Here is a 17,078-nt window from a genome sequence, read left to right on the forward strand (position 1 = left end):
TGAATTTGCTCATTGAGTAGCGGTCTAGACCATCAAAAAATCAATAAGTTACCGAAAAGAAACCGTTCAAAAATGCCTGTTTGCCCACCAAACTGCCCACCACTTGCCTGTGGCTTTTACTAAATCTTAGTGGTTAGCAATGGAAAAACAGTGCCGTTTTTTTGCTGCTGTTAGAGCTAAAACATAGCAGTTTTGAAGGGCTTTATCGAGTAATTTTTTCAACACTTCACTTTATAACGGATACAATGATATCCACTTTCTGTTTTATTTTGCTATTATGGATATAACTGTATCTATTTGGTCTTTGCGGATGAATTTTACCTTACTTGATGATACCGATGTAAGCCAAGCCTATGCGGCTTATTTACGTGAGTTACGAAAGCAGGCAAAGCTGTCACGAGCGGCGCTTGCTGAGCGAAGCTGCGTACCTGCGGCCACCATTAAGAAATTTGAGCTGACCGGGCAAATTTCATTTCGCCAATTGCTGTTGCTATGGCAGACCCTTGATTCGCTAGAGAGGCTCTATCAACTCACACAACCTAGCAAAGAACGGGTCACTATGCCCTCTAGTATTGATGAGGTGCTAAAAGATGAGTTTTAAACCCATTCAAAAACTCGCCGTGACTCGCACCTTAAGTTCAGGTGAGCAGGTTGCAGTAGGGGTCTTGGCGCAGAATCGGCAAGGCGTTTTTTTCCAGTATGCAGACAGCTATTTGCAGCAGTTTGGCAACTTATCACCTTTTACCTTGCATGCGAACGCGCAAGTTCAAGTCGCTCCTAAAGCGCCGCACCAAGGTGTACATGGCGTATTTGGAGATTGTTTACCCGATGGCTGGGGCATGCTGTTACAAGATCGTATTTTCCGGCAAAAGGGCATCCTACCTAATCAATTAACGGCGATGGATAGACTGGCCTTTGTCGGTGATAAAGGCATGGGAGCATTGTCTTTTTCTCCGGTGTCTGAGTTTTCAGCCACCACGCACGCGGATATTGATTTAGCGACGTTAGGCTTAGAAGCACAAACGCTGTTCGATGCTTCAATGTCAGATTATATGGATGATAATCACGATGAGTTAGATGGGCATACTCAACAGGTGTTGGCCGCATTAGTCGCCGGAGGTAGTTCGGGTGGGGCAAGGCCTAAGGCACAAATTTATATGCCTGCTGGGGAAACTCAGTATTGTCGAACCTTCGCTCAGCTTGGAGATGAGGCTTGGCTGATTAAATTTACTTCTAAAAATCTCGCGCTCGGGCATGAAGAAGGTTTGTGCGAGGCAGTTTATTTACAAATGGCAGAACTTGCTAAGTGTCAACCGCCGCAATGGCAACTCATTGAAGCACCACCTACAAGCGGTGCGTCTGCTTGGTTGGCGCTTAAGCGTTTTGATTATGTCACTGAACAGGCCGACTTAGGCAGAAAGCGCAGTGCAGGTCGATTGCATATGCACAGCGCTTGCGGGCTGCTGGATGCAGACTTTCGAACGCCAAGTTTAGATTACATTGATTTAATTAAAGCCAGCCGTCAGTTGTGTAAATCGCCAGCGGCTGGACAGCTGCAATTTCGCCGCGCCATTTTTAATCTGCTGTCGTCTAATCAAGACGACCACAGTAAAAACTGGGCGTTTTTGCAAGCGGATGACGGTCAATGGGATCCTGCCCCTTTTTACGATGTTACCTACAGCCCGCATCCATTCAACGAACACGCCACTGCTTTCGGCGGTTATGGCAAAGCGCCATCGCTTAAGGTGATGCAAAAACTTGCTACTAGTGCTGGCTTTGCGAATTGGAATGATGCAAAGCAAGTTATTGAAGAAGTCGCAGAAGCCATCAGCCAATTTACGTATCTTGCCAAGCAACAAGGGATCAGTAAAACAACAGTGTCTGCGATTGCTAAGACATTGGATCAGCGCAAACAGGAAAATGCCGCGCTTTTTCAATGAAAGTAAAACAAACTTTTCAATTCACAATAAATACAAGGTCTACAGATTGTTACCCATAAAGTCACTTTGTGTAGACCTCCAACCTCTGCATTCCCCCGTTCGGTAAAACGCATAGAGGACTCAACTTGCATTGCACACTTTTACGCGCAGAAAAGTGCGGAATTTTACATTTTTATGCGCATAAAAGTGTAAACGGGTTCTGATTGAGTATAAATCAGCCCCTTAATAGCTATCTTTCTTCTCTGAAGCTGACCTTGCTGGCCAAGTTTTAGTCATGTGGATATGGGCTACTGCTGCACTTATTTTTTATTCAGCAATTGGATGTCTTGCAGCTTTCTTCCCAGCTCGTCATCACGGGCAACCTTGGTTAGGTCGTCTAACAAGCCTAGGACTGCCAAAACCTTAACGTAGTGACCAAGTGAAACGGAAGGATCACCTTTTGATATTTTACGTAGTGTTGGCTTAGAAATCCCTGTCCTACTATGCATCATTTCTTGAGTAATGCCGCGTCTCTTCATCGCCAATGTTAAGTTTTCTCCCAAGATGTTTAACATCTTCCTTTGTCTAGGGAATATGACCGCAGTGCGTTTTGATTTTGGCTCGACAGTATCCATAGTGAAACTATATTTTCTTAAATATTAATTTAGTGAAATTATAGTTTCACTTTTATCTTCAAGTTGTAAAGAAATAAATTGCCAATCTCTCGAAGTAAAGTGAGCCAAGATCTGAGCTGGTCATGTCGATTTTTTACTGTTTTTTCGACATGTCTTTCTTGTGTGTCGATACACTCGACATATAAACACTCCATCCATACGACTCACCAAAACCGAGTTTTGAGTAGGAAACTTCAAAGCAGTACGCCATCCCTTGGGCTTTTGGGGCAGTTTGGGCAAAGCCTTAGTTCACGCCACTTAGGCACACACTAACCCTGCCCACAGAGCATTTATTGTTTTGGGCACTATCTACAAACTGGGGCAGCTCGCTACCTGCACCCTCAGAAAGCTGCACGATCTGGGCATTTATCTGCCTACTGCGTCCGTTTAGTACTGGCAAACTCCTAACTGAACTTAACAGATCAGTGAGGAAGCAAACGATGAACCCAACCACACAGTCACCCACAAACTCAGTACACCCAGCGCGTCAGCAGCGGATTTTGCGCTTGCCCGAGGTAAAGGCCAAAACAGGCTTTGGCCGCAGTACCATTTATGCCCTGATGGCCAGCGGTGAATTTCCACGTTCCATTCGTATTGGTGCGCGTGCCGTGGGCTGGTTAGAAAGCGATATCGACCAGTGGATTGAAACTCGCCGTATCGGTGCTGCTTATGGCCGCGGATAAACCATCAGCATCAAACCAATTATCTGCCAGTGATATGCCTAGCAACGCACCAACATTACCGGCTGGTTTTGCCTATAACGCGCAAAACTGGCTGGTGATGCAACCGGCTGGGCAAGATAGCCCAGTCAAAATTTGTTCTTGGCTGCAAGTAGCTGCTCGTACTCGCGATCCGCAAGGGGACAACTACGGCTATTTATTGCACTGGTTAGACGATGACAATCGCCATCGCTACTGGGCTATGCCCGCAGAACTATTGGCCGGAGACGGCAGCGAGTACCGCCGAATCCTACTCAGCCGAGGCATGCGCCTAAGCAACAGTGTCAAAGCGCGGCAGTTGCTCTCGCTGTTTATTCAACAAATGGGCGAGCTGGCCACGCAAAAGGCCATTAGCGTGAACTGTATTGGCTGGCATCACCACGCTTATGTGCATCCGCGCCTCACCTTTTACCCAAGCGAACACAGCAACAACCCGCGCATGGTGCTGCAAACCATGCACCCGATAGAAGGCTTTATTCAACAAGGTAGTAGCGACACTTGGCGGCAGCACGTTGGCCGTTATTGTCTGGATAACCCGCTATTAATCGTTGGTGTCTGCGCTGCACTGGCTGCGCCTTTGTTGCACTTGTGTGGGGTGGATGGTTTTGGTTTACACCTCTACGGTGCCAGCAGTACAGGTAAAACCGCGGCGCTGTATCCGGCATTATCGGTGTGGGGCGAACCTAATCAGCTGCGCCACAGTTGGCGTGCCACGGCCAACGGTTTAGAAGGCACAGCATTAGCGCATAACGATGCCTTGCTGGCGCTCGATGAAATGGGCGAAGTTGACCCAAAAGAGGCAGGTGATGTCGCTTACATGCTTGCCAATGGCCAAGGTAAAACCCGTGCAGGCAAATACGGTGAAATGCGTTTACCCGCGTGTTGGCGTTTGGTGTTTTTATCCACTGGCGAAGTGACGCTCGAAAGCCACCTTGCCAGTATCGGCAAGCGCGTGAAAGCGGGGCAGCAAGTGCGCGTGATTGATCTCAGTGCCGATGCCGGAGCGCAAATGGGCGTGTTTAACCATAGCCATGGTATGAACGCCGCCGATTTAGCCGATCACCTAAAACAACAAAGTCGCCAACATTACGGCAGCTTGGCCTTGGAGTGGCTACGGTATTTAACGCAGAACAGCTTACAGGTACGACCCGTTTTCCAAAACGTACGCCAACATTTTTTAGCCAGCTTACCCACTGAGGCTGACGGCCAAGTGCGCCGGGTAGCCGAAAAATTTGCCTTACTGGCCAGCGCGGGCCTGTTAGCCATTCAAGCCAAAGTACTTGATTGGCCAACTCAAAGTGTCGAAGCTGCCTGTTTAAGCCAGCTAAACCAATGGATACTTGCCCGCGGTGGTGTGGCCGCCAATGAAGACCAACAAGCCATCCGCCAAGTACGCAGCTTTATTGAGCAACATGGCGAAAGCCGCTTTACGCTTAAACAAACCGGTTACAGCAGTCAAGTACGCCAACGCGCGGGTTGGCTTGATACTTCTGGCCCACAAACCCTCTACCTGTTTTACCCAACCGGCTGGCGTGAAGCCACCGAAGGCCTCAGCCCAGATCGTGCCGCCAAAGCACTAATGGCCGCAGGCTACCTAATCCCCGATGGCAACCGGCCGCAGCGCAAAGTCAGCCTGCCCGACAACACCCGCCCACGTATGTACTGCGTGAAAGGCAGCATCTTGGATGACTAAAAAGGCGATTAATCCTGTGTAGGCTTGTCGCCTTGCAGTGCACCGCCAGTCAACCTAAGGGCTGGGCGAGGTATAAAGTCCAATGCAGACAATACTGTTAGAGGCATTCCCGTGAACCGCCAGTGCACCAACAACCAGAACGGAACGAATAACAAATACGCTCAATTATTTGGTTTTAACTCAAATAAGTTGAGAATAACCATAATCGTGGTAGGGTAAGCAACAGTGATAAAGCCCCAAGTTTATGGTTAAGAAAACACTGTGGAGAGAGCATGATCCGCTGCCACCTAGCCCGATTAATGGGTGAGAGAAAAATGCGCATTAGCGACGTGATGCGAGAAACCGGCCTAAGCCGTACCACCGTCACGCTACTGTACAAAGAAACCGCGCTCAAGGTGGACTTAGAGGCGCTCGATAAGCTGTGCGAGTTATTTAACTGCCCTCTGAGCGATTTGCTTGAGCAGGTTTCTAATTAAAACGATTACAAGGAATGTTATGGCCTTCAATACCAAAAAATTTAATGAGGATAGCCGAGTAAAAATCCCTGCAATTCTTCATTTAATGCGTCTAGGTTATAAGTACCTATCACTTAAAGGGCAAAGCTGGGATCTCGACACCAATATCTTCCCTGACGTATTCAAAACCGCTATCAGCAAAATTAACCCTGGTATTGAAGTTGCTGAAGCCGGTCGTTTGCTAGAAGATGTTAAACTACTGCTCGATAACGAAGACTTAGGCAAAGCCTTCTTTGAGCGCCTGTCAGAGCGTTCAAACACCAAGCTGATCGACTTTGAGAATTTCAATAACAATACCTTCCATGTTGTTACCGAGCTAACGTGTCAAAACGGCGATGAAGAATTCCGCCCAGATATCACTTTGCTTATCAATGGTATGCCGTTAGTGTTTATCGAGGTGAAAAAGCCCAATAACCGCGAAGGCATTCTGGCCGAGCGTGACCGCATTAACAAACGCTTTCAAAACCCTAAGTTCAAGCGTTTTGCCAACATCACCCAGTTTATGATTTTCTCCAATAACATGGAGTACGACGACGGCGATCCTGAACCCGTGCAAGGCGCTTTTTATGCCAGCAGTTCTTACCATAAGCCGGTATTTAACTATTTCCGCGAAGAAGAAATCTTAAACTTAACCGCCTTGTTGAAGCCGGTATTGGATGATGACGAGCTAAAAGTCTTAAAAGACAATAACCTTGAGGTAATCCGCAGTAACCCAGAGTTCCAGACCAACAAGCAGCCCGAGCGCCCAACCAACCGTATTTGTACCTCTTTACTCAGTCGTGAGCGCTTAGCCTTTATTTTGCGTTACGCCTTGGCGTATGTATCCGAGTCAGACGGACTACAAAAACACATCATGCGTTACCCGCAGTTGTTTGCCACCAAAGCCATTGAACGCAAGCTCAGCGAAGGCGTGAAAAAAGGCATTATTTGGCACACACAGGGCAGTGGTAAAACTGCCCTAACGTTTTATAACGTGCGCTTTTTAACCGACTACTTTCAACAGCAGCAGGTCATCCCTAAGTTTTACTTTATCGTTGACCGCCTAGACCTACTGCAACAAGCGCAACGCGAATTTACCGCCCGTGGTTTAACCGTGCACACCATCAACTCACGGGATGCCTTTACCCGTGACATTAAAGCCACGCAGGTGATCCATAACCATTCTGGCAAGCCAGAAATTACCGTGGTAAACATTCAAAAATTTCAAGACGACCCAGATGTAGTCAGCACCAAAGACTACAACGTCACGATACAACGCGTGTACTTTTTAGACGAAGTACACCGCAGCTATAATCCCAAGGGCAGTTTTTTGGCCAACTTGAGTCAGTCAGACAGCAACGCCATAAAAATAGGCTTAACCGGTACGCCGCTATTGGGGGATGACTACAACTCACGCGCCTTGTTTGGTGATTACATTCACAAGTACTACTACAACGCGTCCATTGCCGACGGCTACACCTTGCGGCTCATTCGTGAGGAGATCAGCACACAATACAAAATTGAACTGCAAAAAGCCCTCGAAGAAGCCGAAGTGAAAATGGGCGATGTGGATCGCAAGCTGATTTACGCCCACCCAAGCTTTGTTGAGCCCATGCTGACTTACATCGTAAACGACTTTGAAAAAAGCCGTGGCGCATTAAACGATACAACCATTGGTGGCATGGTCATTTGCGACAGCTCAGATCAAGCCAAGCAGATGTTTGACATTTTTAATGGCGTTTATGCTGAAACGCCTATACTGCCGCAAACACCCAATTCAAATAGCCAGCTACTCGAAGTCGCTGAGCCTGCGCCAACCAGTTATGCCGAGTCGGTTAAACAAGCACAAAAGGTAAAAAACGCCGCCCTAATCCTGCACGACATCGGCACCAAAGAAGAACGCAAAAACTGGGTAGAAGACTTCAAAGCAGGCAAAATCGACTTTTTGTTTGTGTACAACATGCTACTCACCGGTTTTGACGCCAAGCGCCTGAAAAAGCTTTACCTTGGTCGGGTGATCCGCAAGCACAACTTGCTGCAAGCGCTCACGCGAGTGAACCGTACTTACAAAGATTTCCGCTACGGCTATGTGGTGGATTTTGCCGACATTCGTAAAGAGTTCGATGCCACCAATAAAGCCTATTTCGACGAATTACAGTCAGAATTAGGCGATGAGATGGAACACTACTCACACCTGTTTAAATCTCAGGAAGAAATCAAGCAAGAAATCGAACACATTAAAGACGTGCTGTTCCGTTTTGATACCGACAACATGGAAGAGTTCTGTAATCAAATCAGCCAAATTCAAGACCGCGACACCGTACTGGCGCTCAAAAAAGCCTTAGCCGATGCTCGCAGCTTGTATAACTTGATCCGTTTGCAAGGCGAGTATGATTTTCTCGATGAACTGGATTTTGCCAAGCTCAATGTGCTGTATCGTGAAACCAGTAATCACTTGGACTTACTCAATCTTAAAAACGACTTAGAAAGCGGTGAAGACACCACTAACTTGCTCAACCGCGCCTTAGAAGACGTGATTTTCAAGTTTGTAAAAATCGGCGAAGAAGAGCTGGTATTGGCTGACAAACTGAAAAACACCCTGCGCCAAACCCGCGAAGCACTGGCCAGCAACTTTGACCAGCAAGACCCACAGTTCATCAGCTTAAAAGAAGAGCTAGAGCGTCTGTTTAAGAAGAAAAACTTAAGCGAAGTAACTCAAGATGAAATGGTTGCCAACATCGACGCGCTGAATAAAATTCACGACCGCGTCAAAGAGCTGAACCGCCAAAACAACCAACTGCGGCAAAAGTACTTAGGCGATGCCAAGTACACCCGTATTCATAAGCGCTTACAAGAGCGCCAGCAAAGCCAAAGCGATATTAGCGAGTCAGAGCGTAAAATTTTCGAGGCATTAGCAGGCGTAAAACAAGACGCCGACGAGCAAGTGCTCAACAACAGCCAAGTGCTCGACAACGAAAGCTACTTCGAACGGCAAATGATGCCGCTGGTCATAGCGCGCTTTATGAAAGAACAGCAAATCAAACTCAACGCCGACGCCTCGCGATACATTAACCACCTTGTCGTCGCAGAATATTTAAAAGAATTTAATACCGGCAGCCAAGCGTGGTAATGCGGGCAAAACTGATTAGGAAGTAAACACCAAATGGTTGAATTAGAATTTCAGCAAAAAACCAAAACCCTGATTGATAGCTTAAAAAGCATCTGTGCTAACTATGGGTTAGGTAACGACGGTAACGAATTTAAAATCATTACCCAAACCTTTTTGTACAAGTTTTTAAACGACAAATTCGCCTTTGAAGCGAAAAAACTCGACGACACCATCGCCAAAGCCGATAAGTGGGAAGAAGCGCTGGTAGCCATGAGTGAAGACGATCTCGACATGCTGCAACTGCAAATGGGCGGCGACACCGCGCGGCTAAAACCGCAGCACTTTATCAGCTACCTGTTTAGCCAACAAAACGCGCCGGACTTTGCCAAACTGTTTGACGATACCCTAATCGACATTGCCATCAGCAATAACGATGTATTCGCGGTAAAAACCGATGGCGGCGCAAAAGTGGTGCTGTTTGACCGCATCAGCCAATACATTGCCGACGATTCAAAACGCGATGCCTTCTGCCGCGCCATTATCAATAAACTGGTTGAGTTCAGCTTTGAGCGTATCTTCACGCAAAAATTCGACTTCTACGCCACCATCTTTGAATACCTGATCAAAGACTACAACAGCAATTCCGGCGGCAAATACGCCGAGTATTTTACCCCTCATGCGGTAGCACGCATTATGGCGGAAATTTTAGTGCCACAAGATCAGCGCGGCACAGTACGCAATGTGAGTTGTTACGACCCATCGGCGGGTTCGGGTACGTTGCTTATGAACGTGGCGCACGCCATTGGTGAAAACCGCTGTAGTATTTACACCCAGGATATTTCACAAAAATCATCCAACTTACTGCGTTTAAACCTGATCTTAAACAACTTGGTGCACTCAATCCCGAATGTGATCCAAGGTAATACCGTGCTTCATCCTTATCATAAGGATGGCAAAGAGTTAAAGCGCTTCGATTATATCGTCTCTAACCCACCGTTTAAGCTGGATTTTAGCGACTTTAGAGATGAGCTAGACAGCAAAGAGAACAAAGAACGCTTCTTTGCCGGTATTCCTAAAGCACCGGCGAAAGCAAAAGACAAAATGGCGATTTATTCGCTGTTTTTACAGCACATCATTGCCTCACTCAAACCAAACGGCAAAGCAGCAGTCGTGGTGCCTACGGGTTTTATCACCGCACAATCGGGTATCGACAAAAAAATCCGTGAGCATTTGGTAAAAAACAAAATGCTGGCGGGTGTCGTCTCCATGCCATCCAATATCTTCGCTACCACAGGCACTAACGTATCCATTCTGTTTATCGACGCCAGCAACGATGGCGATGTGGTACTGGTAGATGCCTCAAACTTGGGTGAAAAAGTCAAAGACGGCAAAAACCAAAAAACCGTATTAACCGCCGATGAAGAACAGCAAATTATTGATGTGTTTAACGCCAAAGAAGCGGTAGAAGACTTTTCCGTTGCGGTGAGTTATGACGACATAGAGGCCAAAAATTACTCATTAAGTGCAGGTCAATACTTTGATGTCAAAATCGAATATGTCGATATCACCCCAGAACAGTTTGCCGAGAAAATGCAGGGCTTTACCAACAATTTGGATAGCCTATTTAGTCAATCTCGTGAACTGGAAACGGAGATCAAAAAACAGTTGGCAGGGTTGAAGTATGAAGCCTAACTATATTACAACGATTGGCGGTATCGCCGATGTTTATGATGGACCGCATGCTACTCCAAAGAAGTTGGAAAAAGGGCCATACTTTCTAAGCATATCGAGCTTAGAGAAAGGCCGGTTAGACTTAAACAAATCGGCGTTCTTAAGCGAAGCTGATTTTAAAAAGTGGACAAAAAGAGTCACTCCTAAAGAAGGTGATCTTCTTTTTTCTTATGAAACTCGTCTTGGTGAGGCAGCCCTTATGCCTTCTGGCATCAGAGCCTGTTTAGGAAGACGGATGGGCTTACTTCGGCTCAATAGAGAAAAAGTTACGCCGGAATACGTACTTTACGCATATCTATCACCTGCTTTCCAACAAACGATCAAAGCAAATACTATAACTGGCGCCACTGTAGATCGTATCGCGTTGAACGAGCTTCCAAGCTTTCCAATACGCATACCTCCTATCGAGGAGCAGAAAAAAGTCGCGAAGCTATTAAGCGAGATTGACAAAAAAATCGAACTCAATAACCGCATCAATGCCGAGCTGGAAGCCATGGCCAAAACCCTGTACGACTATTGGTTTGTACAGTTCGACTTCCCTGACGACTCACCACAAGGCCAAGGCAAACCCTACAAAACCTCCGGTGGAAAAATGGTCTTTAACCCAACTCTTAAGCGAGAAATACCGGAGGGGTGGAGCGACAAAACGCTATCTGAAATAGCGAACATCACTATGGGTCAATCCCCAGAGGGGAGTTCGTATAATGATGAAGGCGTTGGAACCATTTTTTATCAAGGTTCTACAGACTTTGGTTGGTTGTTTCCTACCACACGCCAGTACACGACAGCGCCTAGCCGCATGGCAAAGAAAGGCGACATATTATTAAGCGTTCGTGCACCAGTAGGTGATATGAATATTGCTAATACCGACTGCTGTATTGGTCGAGGTTTAGCAGCATTAAATAGCAAAACTGGCTCTGACGGTTTTCTGTTTTATGTGATGAAGTATTTCAAACAGATTTTTGACCGTCGAAACTCCGAAGGTACAACCTTTGGCTCTATCACAAAAAACGATTTGCATTCGCTGACACTTGCTTATCCAACTTCGGATTTGCTCAAAAAGTATGATGAGATCGTTACGAATTACAACAAAATGATATTTGAGCGAAGCCTCGAAAATAGAGAGCTAATAGCTCTCCGCGACTGGCTTCTCCCCATGCTAATGAATGGCCAAGTGACTGTGGAATAAAAGGAATTATTATGATTAGGGCTGAATATCAACGCTTTATGCAAACACTACACGGTCAAAATACAACGGACTCTGTGCGAAAGTTAGCCAATATAGTTTCAGCCCATTTTGATGAGTTATTACCTTTAACTACTCACCAGGGGCAACGTATTAGAAAGGTGGTTGAGCTGTGCCAAACCTATTGGGGCAGCACGGCAACCAGCATTCCTCCACTCGTAGAGCAAGAAGTAACACAGGAAGTGCCAATATCGCGGTTAAAATCTTTGGCTGTAGGGCCATTTAGAGGGTTTGCGCGGCAGGAAGTATTTGATCTTAATAGCCGATTGGTATTGATTTATGGTCCAAATGGAACGGGGAAATCAAGTTTTTGTGAAGCCCTGGAATTCACGCTATTAGGTAATGTTGCCGAAGCAGACAGTAAACGATTTCGTGATCAAAACGAATATCTGAGAAATGCATTTGTAAATCAGTTGGTAGCCCCTTCATTAGTGGCGTGTGATGAGCGAGGAAACGATATTGCTATCGTTCCGAATGAGTCAGCCTTTCGTTTTTGTTTTGTTGAAAAGAACCGTATTGATAGCTTTTCCCGGATTGCTGCACAAGCACCAGCGAAGCAAACCGAGCTAATCGCAACACTATTTGGTCTAGAAGCATTTACCGAATTTGTCCGTAATTTCACGTCAGAAATTGGTACTCAATACATCGATTTGCAAGGCAACCTTGCATTGCGTCTAGCTCAAAAGCAGCAAAGTTTGCAAGGGGCGCATCAGCAGATACAAGCAAACGTCACCGAACTACAAAGAATAGCAACGGAAGAGTCGGCGCTAACCAACAGCTATAGACCTGGTATTAGCTTTGAACAATTGATCGTAGAACTGAACGGCAATGGTCAAGCTGCTGGGCGCATTGCACAGTTGGAGACTGAGTTACAGCAGCCACCTCCGCCTAAAAGTAATCTCAGTGTTGCGACGTTTGAGGCGCTGGGTGGTGAAGCTACAACGTTAATCACTGAATTAAGGCAAAGCCAACAGCAACTAGCAGGCGCGAGCCAACAAGTGTCATTTAAGCAGCTTTATGAAGCTGTGGCGAAGGTGCAACAAAGCAGCCCCGGTGCGTGTCCGGCATGCAAGACGCCGTTGCAACACGTTCAGGTAAATCCGTACATGAATGCAGGGCAAGAATTAACCAAATTGCAGCAGTTAGGTGAACTTCAGCAAAAAATAGTTCAACTTGAACAAAAAGCATTGCAGGCAATATTCAAGGTTGGGCAATCGCTGAACACCTGTTTGCGATTCTTCTCGCAGAATAACCCATTAAAACCTTTTGAACTTGGGAACATACAGCCTGGGTTACAGTGGTGGGATTCACTATTCGGTCCGTTGCCAGATACTTTTACGGGATGGCAGCACTTAATCAGTCAAATCCAGCAACTTGAGAAAAATGATAAGCAAGCGGAAGAAGTCATTCGAAATAGGGAAAATCAACAGGCCGAGCTAAAGCTCCTTCGCGATATCGCACAACAAATAACAGTATTGGCAACTCAGAAGCAAACAGCCTTGGGTAATCAAGCTAACGCTCAGAGACTGATTGATAATTTTCAAAATGAAAATGCTCAACTCATAGCCAACGTCGAAGCTGAAAAGCCTGTCATTGCACGGAATCAAGAAATAGTCGCTGCATACGCAATATTTGTTAAAAAGCTAACAGACTACAGTAACAGGTTGCCTGCACATTTAGTGGCTGACCTAGGCGAATTGGTCGTTGAATTGTATAACGCGTTCAATCGAAATGATGCTCGAGCTGAATTATTGGCAGGCGTGAAACTGCCTTTAGCACCAAACCAACGAATGCGAATAGCCTTTCAGAATAATCCTGAACCGTTATTTGATGCGTTGCATATCCTAAGTGAAGGGCACGTTCGTTGTCTGGGCCTAGCCATATTGCTTGCGAAGAATTTGAAAGAGCAAGCTCCAGTTTTAATCTTTGATGACCCAGTTAATGCGATTGACGACGACCACCGCGAGTCTATTAGACGAACACTCTTTGAAGACGAATATTTCTCCAAAAAACAGATAATTTTGACTTGCCATGGAGAGGAATTCTTCAAGGATATACAGAATTTGCTGCCTGCTGAGGAGACCCGTAACGCAAGGCTCCTAAGCTTCCTACCTCGGTTAGGTGAGCAGCATGTCCGTGTTGATTTCAATTGTGCTCCGAGGAATTATATTTTGGCCGCGCGTAATCACATGAATAGAAACGAAGTAAGGGATGCTTTGGCAAAGTCACGACAAGGATTGGAGGCACTTACAAAAGGAAAAGTTTGGAGATATGTGAGTAAATTCGGTGACGGACACTTAAGTTTGAAATTTCGTTCGGCATCTTCGCCAATTGAGTTAAGGGGTTTAGCCGAGCAATTGCGCAGCAAGATTGCCAAAGCTAACTTTTCCGACCCAAATAAAGCCTGTGTTTATGATCCAATTGACCAGCTTTTAAATCGTAGTGGTGACTCTCGAGAATGGCGATATTTAAACAAAGGAACACATGAAGAGAATGATCGTGGCGAGTTTGACCGCCAAACGGTTGAATTAATTATTATGTCACTTGAACAAATCGATGTGGCGCTGCAATAGCATTTTAGAATAGGAATAGTTGTAAGATGGCTAAAGACCTAACCGCATCATCACATGACCGCCAAAATATCCTTAACAACCGCTACGCCCTGCAACAAGCCGAGCAGCACTTGGGCTTGGGCGGTGTGATCTTTGAAGGTGAGACAGTATTTACCAAAGCGCAGGTAGTTGCCTTGTATGAGGTAAGCGAGAGTACCATTGAGAAGTACCTTGTTAGCCATGCTGACGAGTTGAAAGTTAATGGTTACACCTTGCTTCGAGGGAAAAAGCTTAAAGAATTCAAAGAGTCACTCGATGGTACCGTAATCAATTACGGTACCAAAACGAGTGTGTTGGGTGTGTTCAGTTTTCGTGCAGTTCTTAATATCGGCATGCTCCTAACTGAAAGTGAACCAGCTCGCCTACTACGCTCGCGCCTGCTGGATATTGTCTTGGATGTAATGGCTGAGCGCGCTGGTGGTCATACCAAGTTTATTAATCAGCGTGATGAAAATTACCTTGTCTCTGCTCTGCAAGAAGAAAACTACCGCCGCCAGTTCACCGATGCATTGGATAAGTATGTAGAGGTCAATAAATGGACTTATGCACGCTTTACAAACCTCATATATCAAAGCATTTTTCATGAAAACGCGACTGAATATAAAAAGGTTTTAAACCTAGCAACGAAAACCAATATCCGTGAGACCCTATATTCAGAAGTACTTAATCTGATTGCTAGTTACGAATCAGGTATTGCTCATGAACTAGAGCAAGCTAGCAATAAATTAGGCCGCAAACTTTCGCAGAAAGAGGCGGAGAGCCTGTTTGCGAGTTTCGAAAGCCATCCTCTGTTTAAACCACTGATTTTGGATGCCAGAACTAAAATGGCCAGTCGCGATTTGTGCTTCCGTGATGCCTTGCATGAAAAGCTGGAAGCTTATATTCAATCGGTACCCGAAGCTGATTTTGATCGCTTCTTGGGTGAGAAGAGCCGTTCTTTGGAAGAGCAATTGAGTGATCCAGAAACATTGGCTGTACTCAAACGCTTGAAAGATCGATAAGCAAAGGAATGTGGCTATGAGCGATTCTACAGACACAGGCTTACGGTTCTTCTATTTCGATGTGACGCATGCGATTAGCGTTCACGATTGGATTATAGAGCATTCTGGCGGGCTAGCAGGCACCAAGGACGTTGGTCAGTTAGCCAGCCCCTTAGAGCACATACAAAATGACTGGTATTATCCAGAAATAGAGGACAAGCTGACTCACTTGGTATTCTCCATTAATAAAAACCATGCTTTTAATGATGGTAACAAACGATCATCGTTGGTGTTAGGCGCTTATTTCCTTGAATTAAACGGTTTTGACTATGTGGTAAAACGCTTTGCCAAAGAAATGGAAAACATCGTCGTTTGGGTTGCAGATAACGTGATTGACAAGGATCTCTTACGTCAGATCATCAGCTCAATACTTTATGACGACGATTATCCAGAGTCCGTTAAATTGGCTATATTTGAAGCGATCGAAGCAGCTAAAGATTACTAACCATTTCGTGGATCATCACGAGATGGTACGAGTATATGGCCATTTAGCATTGTTAATATTAAAATCGCATCAACAACACCCCTCCCGCTACCCGTTAGATCAGCGCCCCGCGAGGGGTTACTCGTTTCTGGGGCTTGTGATTTCGGGTAGTTTTTAAGAGATAAGCCCCAGTCTTAACGGCGACTGAGGCGCAGCCACGAGCCAAAACACTAGGTAAAGGCTCAACCAGCTTTAAATAGCTTGAGTGAAATTGTGATTTTCTTCAAAACAAATATCAAGCTATTTAGCCTTGTTGTTGAGTTTCCTTCTCGTTACCAAAGCATTTGTTCGTAATCCACACATCATTCTCCGGCCCACAAAGGTGGTGCAGCAGCGCTAGATTGATCTGGTGGGTGATCACGTTGCCGTTTCGTTTTTGGCACTCTTTTTTCAAACCTTTCAGTAATAACCCCGTGCATGATTTGCCCACTTGCTCCGGCGAACTGGGCAGGCAAAAGGCGCGGTTTTGCTGTTTGGGGTGCAAGGTAGCGCGCTTTCCTGTTTTAGATAAAGGCGTAATGCACCAAAAGATACAGGCGTTGGCGCGCGTGTTTGCGAGCAATGTGTTGGTTTGACTCGTGCCATTCCTATCTGTCGGTAATAAATGTGCCGGCAACAAATGCGCTGCTAACAAAACTAGTCCGCCTTGCGTGTTGCCATCAATCTCAGGTAAAGGCAACCAATACAGGTTTGGCCATTGCTCGGGGCTTTGCCATTTTTCTACGATCTCTTGTGCGCCAATGCTGCTCAGCCATTGGTGAATCGGGCAGCCTGGGTGCGCTTGTTTAACGCGCGGTAACTGATAGGTCAGCCAGCGGGTTAAACGTTCGGCGGCATTATCGCACTGGCTTAATGCTGGGTAGAGGGTAAACGCGCCATGCCCAACCAGTAAAGCGACCACCTGCTGTATCCATTCTCTATCCCAATCGTTACCACTTGCCCATAACACGTCACTTATCACCTTATTGGTTTTTCATGCCGTCTATTTTCAGTGGTCGGGTGCAGACGCGGTGGTGAATTAGATGAAAGAAATGGCCATCAAACTAACCAGTCAAATCGGTTTTTTATGATGACCTGTGCGCGGCTAACTGTTTGATATACACAGTCCAATACAGCGCTGTTTGACGGCATTTAGCCCATGCAAAAAAATCGAGACGCCAAACGATCGTTTGCATTCTGGGTTAGAAAAAACAAACGGTTTGTACTTTGGATTCGAGGTTGGTTTAGAGTACAAAAAGTGCCAAACCTTGCTTTGAACCAGTACTGGCAAGGCCTGCCGGCTTTGGACTTCAATCGAGACGCCAAACAGTAAATGGGCTAATTTCCCTGTTTGGCGTTTCGATCCAAAAGCCAAACG

General features: G+C 45.9%; 14 protein-coding genes. 11 read left to right on the plus strand and 3 right to left on the minus strand.

What is annotated here, in order from left to right; genetic code table 11:
- Window positions 1-277 precede the first annotated feature (277 nt).
- A complete protein-coding gene (locus D104_RS29095) occupies window positions 278-601 on the plus strand; it encodes a helix-turn-helix domain-containing protein (RefSeq protein WP_024024174.1) in 324 nt (107 codons plus the stop codon).
- Window positions 591-1,940 carry a type II toxin-antitoxin system HipA family toxin gene (locus tag D104_RS29100; RefSeq protein ID WP_024024175.1) on the plus strand — a complete coding sequence of 450 codons (1,350 nt, stop codon included), beginning with the start codon at window positions 591-593 and terminating at the stop codon, window positions 1,938-1,940. Before D104_RS29095 ends, D104_RS29100 begins: the two co-directional genes overlap by 11 nt.
- 299 nt (window positions 1,941-2,239) lie before the next feature.
- On the opposite strand, the gene D104_RS29105 is transcribed toward D104_RS29100, so the two are convergent.
- Complete coding sequence (locus D104_RS29105) at window positions 2,240-2,494, minus strand: helix-turn-helix domain-containing protein (RefSeq protein ID WP_015068503.1); 255 nt, start codon at window positions 2,492-2,494, stop codon at window positions 2,240-2,242.
- A 539-nt stretch (window positions 2,495-3,033) separates the two neighbouring features.
- Between D104_RS29105 and D104_RS29110 the strand changes: the two genes are divergently transcribed.
- From D104_RS29110 to D104_RS29150, 9 genes are all read left to right on the plus strand, one after another.
- Window positions 3,034-3,276, plus strand: a complete 243-nt coding sequence (locus tag D104_RS29110) for a helix-turn-helix transcriptional regulator (protein ID WP_031214901.1) — start codon at window positions 3,034-3,036, stop codon at window positions 3,274-3,276.
- Complete coding sequence (locus D104_RS29115) at window positions 3,263-5,005, plus strand: DUF927 domain-containing protein (RefSeq protein ID WP_031214902.1); 1,743 nt, start codon at window positions 3,263-3,265, stop codon at window positions 5,003-5,005. Before D104_RS29110 ends, D104_RS29115 begins: the two co-directional genes overlap by 14 nt.
- A gap of 272 nt (window positions 5,006-5,277) precedes the next feature.
- Complete coding sequence (locus D104_RS29120; protein ID WP_024024177.1) at window positions 5,278-5,481, plus strand: helix-turn-helix domain-containing protein; 204 nt, start codon at window positions 5,278-5,280, stop codon at window positions 5,479-5,481.
- Between the two features lie 19 nt (window positions 5,482-5,500).
- Complete coding sequence (locus tag D104_RS29125; protein WP_024024178.1) at window positions 5,501-8,629, plus strand: type I restriction endonuclease subunit R; 3,129 nt, start codon at window positions 5,501-5,503, stop codon at window positions 8,627-8,629.
- A 33-nt stretch (window positions 8,630-8,662) separates the two neighbouring features.
- On the plus strand, window positions 8,663-10,300 hold the full coding sequence (locus D104_RS29130) for an HsdM family class I SAM-dependent methyltransferase (protein WP_024024179.1): 1,638 nt from the start codon (window positions 8,663-8,665) through the stop codon (window positions 10,298-10,300).
- Window positions 10,290-11,528, plus strand: coding sequence for a restriction endonuclease subunit S (locus D104_RS29135; protein ID WP_024024180.1), 1,239 nt, complete (start codon window positions 10,290-10,292; stop codon window positions 11,526-11,528). The genes D104_RS29130 and D104_RS29135 overlap by 11 nt, the downstream gene beginning before the upstream one ends.
- Before the next feature lie 11 nt (window positions 11,529-11,539).
- Window positions 11,540-14,158, plus strand: coding sequence for an AAA family ATPase (locus tag D104_RS29140; RefSeq protein ID WP_024024181.1), 2,619 nt, complete (start codon window positions 11,540-11,542; stop codon window positions 14,156-14,158).
- Between the two features lie 26 nt (window positions 14,159-14,184).
- Window positions 14,185-15,198 (plus strand): hypothetical protein, encoded by a 1,014-nt coding sequence (locus D104_RS29145; RefSeq protein WP_024024182.1) that lies wholly within the window; start codon window positions 14,185-14,187, stop codon window positions 15,196-15,198.
- A 16-nt stretch (window positions 15,199-15,214) separates the two neighbouring features.
- Window positions 15,215-15,682, plus strand: a complete 468-nt coding sequence (locus D104_RS29150; RefSeq protein WP_024024183.1) for a type II toxin-antitoxin system death-on-curing family toxin — start codon at window positions 15,215-15,217, stop codon at window positions 15,680-15,682.
- Window positions 15,683-15,965: 283 nt separating this feature from the next.
- Here D104_RS29150 and D104_RS29155 read toward each other — a convergent pair whose 3' ends face one another.
- Together D104_RS29155 and D104_RS37575 are read right to left on the minus strand one after the other, a co-directional pair.
- Complete coding sequence (locus D104_RS29155) at window positions 15,966-16,670, minus strand: hypothetical protein (protein WP_024024184.1); 705 nt, start codon at window positions 16,668-16,670, stop codon at window positions 15,966-15,968.
- Window positions 16,671-16,805: 135 nt separating this feature from the next.
- Window positions 16,806-17,078: hypothetical protein (locus D104_RS37575; protein ID WP_084546018.1), on the minus strand; the 273-nt coding region annotated here is incomplete at its 5' end.

Origin of the sequence: Marinomonas profundimaris (assembly GCF_000508165.1) — a bacterium.
Taxonomy (GTDB): Bacteria; Pseudomonadota; Gammaproteobacteria; order Pseudomonadales; family Marinomonadaceae; genus Marinomonas; species Marinomonas profundimaris.

Bases quoted from the DNA above. Each gene is read 5' to 3' on its own strand.
- D104_RS29110 (WP_031214901.1), top strand. From the start codon at position 3,034: ATGAACCCAACCACACAGTCACCCACAAACTCAGTACACCCAGCGCGT.
- D104_RS29100 (WP_024024175.1), top strand. From the start codon at position 591: ATGAGTTTTAAACCCATTCAAAAACTCGCCGTGACTCGCACCTTAAGT.
- D104_RS29140 (WP_024024181.1), top strand. From the start codon at position 11,540: ATGATTAGGGCTGAATATCAACGCTTTATGCAAACACTACACGGTCAA.
- D104_RS29150 (WP_024024183.1), top strand. From the start codon at position 15,215: ATGAGCGATTCTACAGACACAGGCTTACGGTTCTTCTATTTCGATGTG.
- D104_RS29105 (WP_015068503.1), bottom strand. From the start codon at position 2,494: ATGTTAAACATCTTGGGAGAAAACTTAACATTGGCGATGAAGAGACGC.
- D104_RS29095 (WP_024024174.1), top strand. From the start codon at position 278: ATGGATATAACTGTATCTATTTGGTCTTTGCGGATGAATTTTACCTTA.
- D104_RS29145 (WP_024024182.1), top strand. From the start codon at position 14,185: ATGGCTAAAGACCTAACCGCATCATCACATGACCGCCAAAATATCCTT.
- D104_RS29120 (WP_024024177.1), top strand. From the start codon at position 5,278: ATGATCCGCTGCCACCTAGCCCGATTAATGGGTGAGAGAAAAATGCGC.
- D104_RS29130 (WP_024024179.1), top strand. From the start codon at position 8,663: ATGGTTGAATTAGAATTTCAGCAAAAAACCAAAACCCTGATTGATAGC.
- D104_RS29115 (WP_031214902.1), top strand. From the start codon at position 3,263: ATGGCCGCGGATAAACCATCAGCATCAAACCAATTATCTGCCAGTGAT.
- D104_RS29125 (WP_024024178.1), top strand. From the start codon at position 5,501: ATGGCCTTCAATACCAAAAAATTTAATGAGGATAGCCGAGTAAAAATC.
- D104_RS29135 (WP_024024180.1), top strand. From the start codon at position 10,290: ATGAAGCCTAACTATATTACAACGATTGGCGGTATCGCCGATGTTTAT.